The 12352-nt window shown below is 75.1% G+C and carries 10 protein-coding genes; 5 read left to right on the forward strand and 5 right to left on the reverse strand.

The features are described 5' to 3' along the window. The first annotated feature begins 284 nt into the window (after window positions 1-284). The 3 genes from Q0994_RS28870 (at window position 285) to Q0994_RS28880 (ending at window position 4219) form a co-directional block, all read left to right on the forward strand. Window positions 285-1877: an MFS transporter gene (locus Q0994_RS28870; RefSeq protein ID WP_299540481.1), complete on the forward strand. Its 1593-nt coding sequence runs from the start codon at window positions 285-287 to the stop codon at window positions 1875-1877. A 282-nt stretch (window positions 1878-2159) separates the two neighbouring features. After that, window positions 2160-2603, forward strand: a complete 444-nt coding sequence (locus Q0994_RS28875) for a DUF485 domain-containing protein (protein WP_299540349.1) — start codon at window positions 2160-2162, stop codon at window positions 2601-2603. Next, window positions 2600-4219, forward strand: a complete 1620-nt coding sequence (locus Q0994_RS28880) for a cation acetate symporter (protein WP_299540352.1) — start codon at window positions 2600-2602, stop codon at window positions 4217-4219. Before Q0994_RS28875 ends, Q0994_RS28880 begins: the two co-directional genes overlap by 4 nt. Window positions 4220-4303: 84 nt before the next feature. Here Q0994_RS28880 and Q0994_RS28885 read toward each other — a convergent pair whose 3' ends face one another. The 4 genes from Q0994_RS28885 to Q0994_RS28900 form a co-directional block, all read right to left on the reverse strand. Next, window positions 4304-4924, reverse strand: a complete 621-nt coding sequence (locus tag Q0994_RS28885) for a hypothetical protein (RefSeq protein WP_299540355.1) — start codon at window positions 4922-4924, stop codon at window positions 4304-4306. Between the two features lie 233 nt (window positions 4925-5157). Further along, window positions 5158-6051: a cellulose-binding protein gene (locus Q0994_RS28890; RefSeq protein ID WP_299540358.1), complete on the reverse strand. Its 894-nt coding sequence runs from the start codon at window positions 6049-6051 to the stop codon at window positions 5158-5160. Between the two features lie 231 nt (window positions 6052-6282). Beyond that, window positions 6283-8571, reverse strand: a complete 2289-nt coding sequence (locus Q0994_RS28895; protein ID WP_299540360.1) for an SUKH-4 family immunity protein — start codon at window positions 8569-8571, stop codon at window positions 6283-6285. Beyond that, window positions 8568-9545: an SMI1/KNR4 family protein gene (locus tag Q0994_RS28900; RefSeq protein ID WP_299540363.1), complete on the reverse strand. Its 978-nt coding sequence runs from the start codon at window positions 9543-9545 to the stop codon at window positions 8568-8570. The genes Q0994_RS28895 and Q0994_RS28900 overlap by 4 nt, the downstream gene beginning before the upstream one ends. Window positions 9546-9782: 237 nt before the next feature. Between Q0994_RS28900 and Q0994_RS28905 the strand changes: the two genes are divergently transcribed. After that, window positions 9783-10298, forward strand: coding sequence for a YwqJ-related putative deaminase (locus tag Q0994_RS28905; protein WP_299540365.1), 516 nt, complete (start codon window positions 9783-9785; stop codon window positions 10296-10298). Window positions 10299-10308: 10 nt separating this feature from the next. Then, the gene (locus Q0994_RS28910) at window positions 10309-10809 is read left to right on the forward strand and encodes an SUKH-3 domain-containing protein (RefSeq protein ID WP_299540368.1); all 501 of its coding nucleotides are present in this window, start codon (window positions 10309-10311) and stop codon (window positions 10807-10809) included. Between the two features lie 120 nt (window positions 10810-10929). Here Q0994_RS28910 and Q0994_RS28915 read toward each other — a convergent pair whose 3' ends face one another. After that, window positions 10930-12309 (reverse strand): sensor histidine kinase, encoded by a 1380-nt coding sequence (locus Q0994_RS28915; protein ID WP_299540371.1) that lies wholly within the window; start codon window positions 12307-12309, stop codon window positions 10930-10932. Window positions 12310-12352: the final 43 nt, after the last annotated feature.

Raw genomic sequence — 12352 nt, forward strand, 5'->3', positions numbered from 1 at the left:
AACGTTAGGGATCGGGCCGTCCCACCACCTCGTTCCCCGGTACGACCGTCCCCTGGCCCGCCCGGAGGAGCACCCCCTAGGGGACGGCGTCTCCCGCCCCGCGAGTCCTCGGGGGTGACGTCTCCTCACCCGTCGTCGGCGGGGGCCGCGTTCCCGAGGGCGGGCCCGTCCCACCGCGCCGTTCTCCCGTCCGTGCACCGGGGGTGAGACCCTGTCGGCAAAACTACGTGCAGGGGGAAGGGAAAACTGTGGGTGCCAGGAGCAGTCGGAACGGCGGCGGAGCGATACCCGGCCCGGGCCCCGAAGCGGACCGGCCGGACGGAACCCCGCCGCACCCGCCGGGCCGGCGTCCCGTCGTGGCCGCCCTGATGCTCACCATGGCGCTCACCGCCATGGACGGCACCATCGTCTCCACCGCCGTGCCCCAGATCGTCGGGGACCTCGGCGGCTTCTCCGTCTTCTCCTGGCTGTTCTCCGGCTACCTGCTCGCCGTCACCGTGACCCTGCCGGTCTACGGGAAGCTCTCCGACACCTTCGGGCGCAAGCCGGTGCTGGTGGCCGGCATCCTCTTCTTCCTCGTCGGTTCCGTGCTCTGCGCGGCCGCGTGGAACATGGCCGCGCTGATCGCCTTCCGGGTCGTCCAGGGGCTCGGCGGCGGGGCGCTCCAGGGGACGGTGCAGACGATCGCCGCCGACCTCTATCCGCTCAAGGAACGCCCCAAGATCCAGTCGAAGATCTCCACCGTCTGGGCCACCTCCTCGGTCGCCGGGCCCGCCGTCGGCGGGCTGCTCGCCACCTACGCGGACTGGCGGTGGATCTTCCTCGTCAATCTCCCGATCGGCGCCCTGGCCCTCTGGCTGGTCGTCCGGAACCTGCGCGAGCCGTCCCGGCCGCGTCCCGCCGTCCGCCCCCGGATCGACTGGGCCGGGGCGCTGGGCATCTTCGCCACGGGTGCGCTGCTGCTGACGGCGCTCGTCCAGGGCGGGGTCGCGTGGGCGTGGTCCTCCGTCCCCTCGCTGTGCCTGTTCGGCGCGAGCGCCGCCCTCGCGGCCGTGACGGTCGTGATCGAACTGCGGGCGGCCGACCCGATCGTGCCGGGCTGGGTGTGGCAGCGGCGCCCGATCGCCTCGGTCAATCTCGCCCTCGGCGCGATGGGGCTGCTGATGGTCGCCCCGACGGTCTTCCTGCCCACGTACGCGCAGTCCGTGCTGGGTCTCGGCCCGACGGCGGCCGGTTTCGTGCTCTCCGTGATGACGCTGAGCTGGCCGGTGGCCGCCGCCTTCTCCAACCGCGTCTACGGCCGCATCGGATTCCGGCTGACCTCCGTCATCGGGATGAGCGGCGCCCTGCTGGTCCTGACGGCCTTCCCGCTGCTGCCCTACCCGGGCGCGGTCTGGCAGCCGGTCCTGATCATGCTGCTGCTCGGTGCCGCACTCGGGCTGTTCCAGCTCCCGCTGATCATCGCGGTGCAGTCCACCGTGGGCTGGGCCGAGCGCGGCACCGCGACCGCGTCGATCCTGTTCTGCCGGCAGGTCGGCCAGTCCGTCGGGGCCGCCCTGTTCGGCGCCGTGGCCAACGCGACGCTCGCCTCCCGGCTGGCCGGTTCGCCGACCCCGGGGCTGCCGGGCGACCTCGACGGGATCGCCCACGCCCTGGAGGATCCGGGCGCGCTCGCCTCCGGCGCCGCCGACCAGCTCCGCCGCGCGGTGGACGCGGCCGTCGACCACGTGTACGTCGGCGCCGCGGTGGCCGCCGCCCTCGCCCTGCTCGTCCTGCTGTTCCTGGCCCCCCGCCGCTTCCCGATCGTCGACGAGGACGGGGAGACGGGCGCGGGCGCCGACGCGGACAGGGCCACGGGCGAAACGGCGAAGGGATAGCCGCCGGGGCGCGCCCCGCGCCCGCCTCCGTCACACAGCACACAGCACACGGCACACAGCACACCGTCAACTGGCCGTTTTACCGGCGGTGTTCGGCCAAAACAGGGCTCGTCGGCGCGGCCGCCGGTAGCGTACCGCCACCGCACCGGCCACCTCCCGCGCGCGGAGACGTCATGAGCGGCGCCCGTGCGTCCGCCCCGCATCACCGCGCGCCCGCAGCACCCGCACTCGTGCCTTGCAGTTCCGCCTTCGCCCGAGCTCTTGCAAGGAGCAGCACCCCCCATGCCCCCCGAGCACCCGCAGCCGCCCCCGTACGCGCACGACTACCTGCTGCCCTGGCAGAGTTCGCCCCCGCCCGCCCCCGCCCGCCGGCCCGTCACCGCCGTACCGCCGGCCGGCCGCCACAGCGACCTGCGCAGGCTCCGCCGCGCCTACCGCCTGCTGCGGCGCGTCTCGTCCTGCACCGCGCTCGGCTACTTCACGCTCTTCCTGATCCTCTCCGCCTACGCCCCCGGCCTGATGACGCGCCCCGTCGGATTCGCGGGCCTCACCGTCGGACTCCTGTGGGGCGTGGGCCAGTTCCCGGTGGCGCTGCTCTCCATCGCCGTGTACGAACGGACCGCGCACCGCACCGTCGACCCGCTGGCCCGGGTGATACGCGAGCGCGGCGGACCGGCTCCGGAGGCGGACGCCCCGCACCGCCCGCGCAGGGGTACGGACCGATGAGCGGCTTCGACGACTCCGCGCAGACCATGTCCCTGACGGCGTTCATCGCCGTCGCCACGGTCGTCCTGCTGCTCTGCGTCGTCGTGGGCCCGGACCGCGACAACCTCGACGACTTCTACACCGGTTACGGCGACCTCTCCCCGCTCCGCAACGGCTTCGCCATGGCGGGCGACTACCTGTCCGCCGCCACCGTGCTCTCCACCACCGGCGTCATCGCGCTCACCGGGCACGACGGTCTGGTCCTCGTACTGAGCACCTGCCTGTCCCTGGTGCTGCTGATGTTCCTGCTGGCCGAACCCCTGCGCAACGCGGGCCGGTTCACCATGGGCGACGTCCTCGCCCGGCGCTCCCCCGGCCGCGCCGTACGCATCACCGCGTGCACGGTCACCCTGGTCGCCCTCGTGCCGTTCATGGCCGTACAGCTCGCGGGCAGCGGCAACCTGCTGGCGTTCATCCTCGGCTTCGACAGCTCCGGCTTCCGCACCGGCGCGATCGTCGCCGTCGGCTTCGTGATGATCAGTTACGCGGCGATAGGCGGCATGCGCAGCACGGCGCTGATCCAGATCCTCAAGACCGTGATGCTGCTCGGCGCCGGGTTCCTCATCTCGGTACTCATCATGAACCGGTTCGACTGGGACGTCGGCGCGCTGCTCGCCGCCGCGCAGGAGGGCAGCGGGGCCGACAACGCCTATCTGAGGTCGGGCCTCCAGTTCTCCGGCAACGACCTGGACATGATCAGCTCCGAGCTCACCGTGGTGCTCGGCGCCGCCTGCCTCCCCCACATCATCATGCGCATGGCCGGCTCCCGCAGCGCGCGGGGGGTCCGGCGCACCATGTCCTGGGCGGTCACCGCCGTGGTCGTGGTCTGCGTGTTCCTGACCGTGATCGGCTTCGGCGCGGCGGCCCTGGTGGGACACGCGGAGCTCGCGGCGGCCGGCGGCCAGGGCAGCAGCGCGATCCTCCAGGTCAGCAGCGTCGTGGCGGGCGGCGGGGAGGCGGGCGCGCTGATTGCCACCACGATGACCACCGCCATCTTCCTCACCCTGCTCGCCTCGGTCGCCGGGATGACCCTGGCCTGCGCCAACTCCCTGGCCCACGACCTGTTCGCGCACGGCCTCCCGCGCGACCCCGCGCGCCCGCCGAAAGCGGGTACGGAGATGGCCGTCGCCCAGGGCGCGGCCGTGGCGGTGGGGCTGCTGGCGACGGTCATCGCCGTCATCGCCCGGCACTGGAACGTCCAGCCGCTGGCGATCTTCTCGTTCTGCGTCGGCGCGTCCGCCCTGGCCCCGGCGCTCGTCTACAGCATGTTCTGGCGCCGCTTCACCCGCACCGGCCTGCTCTGCTCGCTGATCGCGGGAACGGTCAGCGTCGTGGTCCTGATGACCGGCTCCAACCTGGTGTCCGGCACACCGGGCGCGGTCTTCCCCGCCCTGGACTTCAACTGGTTCCCGTTCACCACGACGGGGCTGGTCTCCATCCCCGTCGGGTTCTTCGCCGGCTGGCTCGGCACCGTGTTCAGCGACCGCACGGCCGCCGAGGAACGCCACCGGTACGAGTCGGTGGAAACCCTGATCCTCGCCGGCGCGGCCCCCCGGGAGAGCGGCACCCGCGTCTGAGCCCGGAGGCGTGACGTCGCGCCCTCCACCCGCCCTCGGGGGCGCGCGACACGACTTCCGCGCGCCCCCGAACCGGCCCTGCCCTCAAGGGTTCCGTCCGGCCGCCGCACCGCGCGCGCCCCGCATACCGTCGGCGGCCGCGGACCGGCCCGTACGGAAGCGGTACACGGCCCACCCCGCACCCGCCACCGCCACCGCCCACACCAGGGTCTCGGCGACCACGATCCCCGGCGTCACGGTCATGTGCGGGCGGGGCGGCATCAGGATCATCTGCGCGGCGGCCCCCGCGGGAACCACCGACGCGGCGGCCAGGCCGACGAGTCCGGGCCTGCGGACGGCGGTTCCGACCAGCCCGAGCAACAGCCCCATCGGCGTCCCGACGACCCACCACAGGAACGGGCTCCCGCCGGTCTCCCCCAGCCACGAGTCGCACCAGTAGTACGCCCCGGTGGCGGCGAACAGCGCCAGCGCCCCGGCGAGCGCGCCCCGACCCGGCGTGCGGGCGAGCCACCCCGCTCCCACCGCCAGTGCCGCCCATGCCCATCCCCCGCCGAGCACCAGGCTCAGCACCTTCGCGCCACGGCCCCACACCGTCCCCGCAAGCGGCTCGCCCCACTCCATGAACGGCGACGACATCGCGTCCGCCACCGACGTGACGATGCCGAACAGCGCCCCGATCACCACGACCCGTACCAAGATCCCCATCCGGGGATGCTAGCCGCGCACCCCGCCCATCTCACCTTCCGGCAGGGCCACTTGGCTCGATCCGCCCCCTGGCCCCACGCCACACGCCCCGCGCCGGAAGGGCGGGGACGGCACGGCGACGGCCGGGCACGGCAGGATGGTGCCGTCGACCAAGGACGGCCGCATCAAGACCAGGCATCGACAGCACCTGGCCCTGACGGTCACGCCGCCCCCACTCCTCACGCCCCCACCGCTCACTCCGCGCCGGAGGTCACCCGTCCCGTCAACGCGGCCAGGGAGTTGCGGACATGGGTCATGTGGGCGTTCAGGTCGTCGCGGGCCTCGTCGTGTTCGCCCACGACGCGTTCGGTCTCCCGCTCCACCCGCTCCTCGTGGGCGCGGGCCGCGGCCAGCGCCTCGGCGGCCCGTGCCTCCGCGTCCTCCTGGCGGTGCCGGGCGGCCTCCTCCGCTTCGGCGCGCTCGCGGCGCGCGGCCGCCAGCACCCCTTCGGCACGCTCGGTCAGCTCCGCGTGGCGGGCGGCCGACTCCGCTTCGGCGGCGGCGATCTCCGCCTCCGCGGCTTTCAGCCGCTCCGCGTGCTCCTGCTCCTGACGGGCGAGGACGTCCGCCGTGCGGCGACGGGTCTCCGCCATGGCCCGCTCGGCTTCCGCACGGATCTCCGCGGCCTCGTCGCGGGCCTCGCGCACCGCGTCCTCGGCCGTCCGCCGGGCCCGCAGCAGGACGTCCTCCTCATGGGCCAGGGCCGCCGCCCGGGCCTGGGCGGCGTCGTCCCGGGCCGCCTCGCGGACCGCCCGTCCGGCGTCCTGCGCCTCGTCCCGCAGCGCCTGCCCGTCCTCCTGGGCGGCATGGCGCACGGCCTCCGCCTCCGCCTCGGCCAGGGCCAGGATCTGCTGCGGCCGCTCGCCGAGCTCCGTGTACGTCGGCTCGGGCAGACCGGCCGCCAGCTCGGACAGTCGGGCCGCCTCCGCCGTCAGCTCCTCGACGAGGCGGCCGAGCCGCGACAGCTCGTCCAGCGCCGCGTCGCGCTCCCCCGTGAGGTGCGCGACCGCCCGGTCCACCTGCTCCGGGCGGTACCCACGTCCCCGTACTCCGACGAAGCCATGCGCGGACCCCGGTGCAGCACTCATTCTCGACAGCCCTCTCTCCCGCTCGGACAGCACGCTCCTGTCCAGGATGCGGCCAAGGCGGCGTAAGTCGGAATCGATCAGCCGCTTTCCGGACGGAAGCGACGGGACTCACAGCGGTGCGCGCACCGCTCGCGCACCGCTCCGCCCGGCCCCGGACACGTGGAAGGCGCCCACCCCAACGGAGGGCGGGCGCCTTCGGACGCCGTGCGGGACGGCCCGGGACGATCCGGGTCAGATCAGCCCGTCCCACATCTGCTCCAGCAGCACCGACCACCAGCTCTCCGGCGACGCCAGCGCCGCCGGGTCCAGGGCCGCCAGCCCCGCCTGGAAGTCGACGGTCCACCGGCCCGCCTGCTCCGGGTTCAGGCCGAACCGCAGCCGCCACATCCGGCCCAGCAGCGCCATCGACCGCACGAACTCCGGCAGCCCCGTGTTCACGAACTGAGGCGGCACCGACTGCCCGCCGGGGCCCGCCTCCACCGGCACCGCGACGATGTTCGCGGTGCCGTACTGGACGCAGATCGCCCGGCCGAAGTCCGTGCCCATCACGAGGTACGCGCCGGCGTCCGGCGCGGCCTGCACCTGCCGCTGCGCCGCCAGTTCACCGAGCGTCGGCACCACCGGCTGGGCGGGCTGCGCCCAGAAGAACGGCCCGAAATCGGCGGGCAGTCCCGCCCACACCAGGGTCCGCCCCACCACGTCGGGCACGCCCTGACGGGAGACCGCCCGCTGGTCGAAACGGAGGATCGCCGGACCGAACGCCTGGCCCAGCTCCTCCGCGAGCGCCTCCGGGGGCACCGCGGGGGCCGGCGGCACCTGCGGCAGCGGCGCGCGCACCGGCGCGGGGCGCGCCGGACCGTCGGCCACCTGGTGCAGCTCGCCCTGGTGCGTCAGCAGGTGCCGCATGCCCTGCTGGCGGCTCGCGTGGTCCGTGCCGTACGGGGCGACGCTGGTGATCCGCACCTGCGGCCACATCTCACGGATCATCCGCGCGCAGTAGCCGCCGGGCAGCTCGCACGACTCCAGCTCGGTGTGCAGTTCGATGACCTGCTGCGGCGGCACGTTCATCGCCCGCAGCTCGTGCAGCATCTGCCACTCCGGGTGCGGGGTGCCCGGCGCCGAGCGACGGATGAGCTGCTGCTCGCTGCCGTCGGGCGCCCGGTAGCGCAGTACCGCCTGATAGCCGGGGCCCACCGTCGGCACCCCGGCGGGCGTCTGCGGATACCCGTACGCCGGCGGGGGCACCGCGCCGGGCACAGCGGCCGGCGGAGCGCCGGGCGGACCCGGGGGCGCCGGAGGCCGCGGGCCGCCGGCCGGGCCCTGCGGGGAGAACATCGTCTCCGCGTGGTGCACGTCGCCGGCCGGCGACGGAGGCGTCGGAGCGCCGGGCGGGCGCGGTACGCCGGGACCGCCGCCCTGGCCCGGGTCGGCCAGCATCGTGGCCGCGTGGTGCACCCCGCCCCCGGGCGGGGCGGGCGGACCGGGCGGGGCGGGCGGCTGCCCGGCACCCGGAGCGCCGGGCGGACCGGGCGGGGCGGGCGTTGCGGACGGGCCGAGCTGGGAGACCAGCTGCGTGGGGAGGTGTCCGGCCGCGGGCGCACCCGGCCCCGGGGGCGGCGGCGGAACCGCGCCGGGGCGCGCGCCGGGCAGCCCCGGCGCACCCGGCGGCGGCGGAGGCGTCGCCCCGCCCCCGCGCGCGCCCTTCGGCGGCACCACGGCCTTGCTGGTCGCCGCGTCCGCGATGTCACCGGCGCCGGGCGGCACCGGGCCCCCCGGCGGAGCCTGGCCGGGCGCACTGCCGGCCGCCGGCGCCACCCGGGTGTGCGGCAGCCCGCTGCCGCCGGACATCAGCGCCGTCGGGGCGTCGGCCGCGACCTCGGGCAGGGGCGTCTCCTCGTCGTCGGCCCCCGACAGGGGCGGCGCCGACACCGTCACCGGCAGCGGCACGGCCCCGTCGTCCCAGCCGCGGTCGGTGTTGGTGTCCGTGCCCGCCCACGGCGTGGCGTCGTTCGGCACCGGGGTCGCGGGAGCGGAGGCCGGCACCCCGTCCGACTCCGTCGGTTCGTACCCGTCCGCCGCTTCCGGGGCGGGCGCCCGGCCCGCGCCGCCGGTCGACGCGGCGTCCCTCCGGTGGTCGGGGATGCCCAGTTTGTCCGCCGCCTCCTGGAGCCACTCCGGGGGGCTCAACAGGAACGACGTCTGATTCAGGTCGATGCGCGCCGGCGGCTCCACGGCAGGCGGCGCCCCGGCGGTGGACCCGTACTCCTCCTCGTAACGCCGTATCACCTCGCCCACCGGGAGGCCCGGCCACAGCGAGACCTCGCCGCCGTCGCGGGCGATCACCAGCCGCTGCGCGCCGCCGTCCGACACCGGGCCGTCCGCACGGTCCTCCGCCCAGACCACGAAACCCAGCTCGAACTCACGGACCCGCACCTCGCGGTGCTGGTAGGCGGGCACGTCACCGTTGACCCACTCGTCGGCCCGCTCCTGCGCCTGCGCGAAGGTCACCACCGCGCTCACCCCTCCACCGGGACGGCACGCGCGAAGCCACCGTCCACCATCAGGTTCGCCACCGTCTCCAACTCCGGCGGACTGCCCGCCAGACGCAGCAGGAAGTCGTCGAAGTCCGCACCGCACGGCAGCAGCAGCCGCTCGGAGCGCTCCTGCACCGTCCAGTCGTCGCGGTCGCCCGCGTCGTCGTACGCGCAGAACCAGACCGAGCCGAGGCCCGCGCCCCGCACCTTCACCGCCAGCAACCCGCCCTGGACGAACGCGACACCGAGGAAGTCCTTGGTGAAGTGGTCGCGCAGGCACTTGTTGACGTAGACGAGGTCGTTGACCGCCGCCTCCTCGCGCACCGTGAAGAACGGCTGGTCGATCAGCAGTCCCAGCTCCGGGTCGAGCGCCACGCCCACCGGCGCCGCACCGCCGGCCGCCTTCAGGAACGAGCGGTACGCGCCCGGCAGGCGGTAGCCGAGGTCCTCCTCCACGCCGAGGACCTGCTGCTCGCTCACCGCGACGGCGTTCCTCGGCAGCCGCAGATGCGCCGGCCGCGTCTCCTGCAACGGCCGGGTGCCGCGCCGCCCGTGGTCGACCGCGGTGGTCGCCAGACCCGCGTGATGACGCAGCAGCGCCTTCACCTCGACCGGCACCAGCTCCATCCGGCGGCTCCCCGACACGTGGTGCCACGTCCAGCCGTGCGGCGTCGCCACCGACGGGACGGTGTCCCACAGCACGTGCCCGGACGCCGCCATCGCCGCGTTCGCCGACACGTAGTCCGTCAGCCGCAGTTCGTCGATGCCGAACCCCTGCGGGGGCTCGGCGATCTCGGCGGCGGCCCGCGCGTACGGCGAGAAGTCCGGGTGGCCCCGCTCGTCCATCCGCACGCCGCCGGGGTGGCGGGACGCCCGGACCGGGTCCGGGAAGTGCACGAGTTGGCCGGCGTAGGCCGCGTTCGGTGGCGCGGCTTGCTGCCCGAGCCGACCTGTCGTCATGGCGGTTGCCCCCTGCTGCGTCCGGTGTTCCGCACAGCCTATGCGGTGGGTCCGCACCCGCCCCAGCCCCTGCCGGACCCGTCACCAACCGTCACGCCGAGGTGACGGAAGGACGACGATCGTGCACCTGTCGGCGACACGCGGAGCGCCAAAACAGCCCCACCCGCCGGACCGTCCCGCACATTTGGCAGGCTGTTCACGCAACTCGGGGGATTGCACGGGAGGGATGTCACGACCATGCACGACGCACCAACAGTCACTTCCGGGGACCCGCGCCTCAGCTGGAGCACCACCGGCTCCAGCCGCACCCCGCGACTGCTCCACCGCCGCGACGGCATCCTGCCGGCCGTGGCCGCCGCGCTGTCCGTACAGGGCGAGACACTCACCTGCACCGCGGGGAAGGGGGACCAGCCACCCGTGCTGCACCCCCTCGTCCAGGACTTCCTGGACACCCTCACCAGCGGCCAGCGCGAGCGCTTCACCGGCCGCTGCCCCGAGGCGATACTGCTCTCCCGCCATCTCACCGCGGCGGAGAGCGGCCGCTCCAAGCGGGCCCGGCGCAAGCCGCTGACCAACGGCGAGGCGCGCCGCGCCCTGAAGCACGCACGGCTCACCGCGCGCCACATCCGCGAGGACGGCGACCCCGTGCACGGCTGCTACGCACCGCCCTGCCGCTCCTGCTCGGTGATGCTCGCCCACTTCGGCGTACGACCCGTCGACCTCACCGCACGCAGCACCACCGAGAAGGGCTGACCGCACGCCGATGCCCGCGAGCACCGCACACAGCACCACCCGCTTCCCCCTCGTCGTCGACGCCGCCCTGCGCCAAGCGGGCTGGGAACCCGGCCGCTGGGACATCCGCCGGGCCGAGGAGTGGGCCGACGCCCTGCGCGCCCACACCTCCCCCGGCGGCCACCGGCACGCGGTCTTCCCGGCCGCGGTCGAGGCCTGGGCCGAGTTCGGCGGGCTGCACATCACCGCCACCGCGCCCGGCCGCCAGATCGCCCCGGCCGCCGTGCGCGTCGACCCGCTCAGCGGGCTGCACCACGCCCGCACCCTGGGCGACCTCGGCCGCGCCCTGGAGACCACGGTCAGCCCCATCGGCGCGGAGGGCGGCGGCACGGGGGCGCTGCTCGCCATGGACGCCGAGGGCCGCGTCTACAGCATCGACCACACCGGCGACTGGTACCTCGGCGCCGACATCGACCAGGCCCTCACCACCCTGCTGACGGGCACCCGGCCGACCCGCCTCGCCTCCGGCTGAACGCGCCCGGACGAGGCCCCGCCCACTCCGGCCCGTCACGCCCCGGCGCTCCGTCACGCCCCGGCCCCGGACCGCCGTACGCCGGCCGCCGTACGCCGGACCGGACCGGGCCGCCGGAGATCACTCCGGCGGTCCGGCCCCCTCCGACGCCGCCGGGCCCTCCGCCCCGTCCGGCGCGCCCACGGGCTCCGCCGGCGCGTCGGGGAGCACCGCCGACACCCGGAAACCGCCCGCGTCCGTGGGCCCCGAGACGAACACCCCGCCCAGCGCCAGCACCCGCTCCCGCATGCCGATCAGCCCGTTCCCCCCGCTCGGCAACTGCGCGTCCGCGGTGACGCCGTCCGCGGCGCCGTTCTCCACCTGCATCGCCACCTCGGCCCCGCGATGCGCGAGCCGGACCCACGTCTTCGCGCCGGCCGCGTGCTTGTGCACGTTGGTGAGCGCCTCCTGCACGACGCGGTACGCCGTCCGCTCCACCTGCGGGCCGTACGGGCGCGCCTCGCCGTCCACCGAGAGCTCCACGACCATCCCCGCCTGGCGCGACTGCGCCACCAGCGCCTCCACCTCGCCCAGCCCCGGCCCGTCCTCCGCGGCGGCGGCAGCGGCGGCGGCCGCCCGGCCGACCTGCGCCAGCGGCTCGCGGCCCTCCCGGCCCGCGGCCCTCGGCGCGTCCCCGCTGCGCAGCACCCCGAGCATCTCCCGGAGCTCCGTCAGCGCCTGCCGGCCCATGTCCCCGACCAGCGCCGCGTTCCGCACCGCCTTCGCCGGGTCCTTCGGCGCGACCGCCTGGAGCGCGGCGGCGTGCACCACCATGAGACTCACCCGGTGCGCGACCACGTCGTGCATCTCCCGCGCGATCCGGTGCCGTTCCTCGGTGCGCGCCCACTCGGCCCGCTCCTCGGCCCGGTCCGCGAGCAGCGACAGCTCCCGCTCCAGCGAGTCCGCCCGCTCCCGCAGGCTCTCCATGAGCCGGCGCCGGGCGCCGGTGTACAGCCCGAACAGCAGCGAGGGGGCCGTCAGCCCCACCGACATGAAGAGCGACACCAGCGGGACGTACCAGTCTCCCTGGATGACGTCCGGGCGCGCGGTCACGGCCTGCCGCAGTCGTACGTAGGTCACGATGAAGGTGCCCACCAGGGACATCCCGGTCAGCACCACGGTGATCCGGCGCGGCACCTCGGACGCGGCCAGCGTGTAGAGGCCGACGATGCCCATCAGGAAGCCCATCTCGGCGGGGGTCATCGCTATGGCGACCAGCACCACCGCGATGGGCCACCGCCGGCGCACCACCAGCACCGAGCCCGCCAGCAGCCCGAAGAGGACGCCCATCGGCACCGGCAGCCCGGTGTCCCCGGCGAACCCCACGCCCTCCAGCGCGCATTCCAGCGCCGAGACCAACGCCAGCCCCACGTCCAGGGCGACTCCCCGTCGCCTCTCCCACCACCAGTAGCCGCGGGTGGTCGAACCCGCCGCTTCCCGGTCTGCCCCCGTTGCGGTCATGCCGTCCAGCCTACGGGCGGCCGCATCCCGTTTTCGGGTGACG

It is taken from the genome of uncultured Streptomyces sp., assembly GCF_947488945.1.
Classification (GTDB): Bacteria; Actinomycetota; Actinomycetes; order Streptomycetales; family Streptomycetaceae; genus Streptomyces.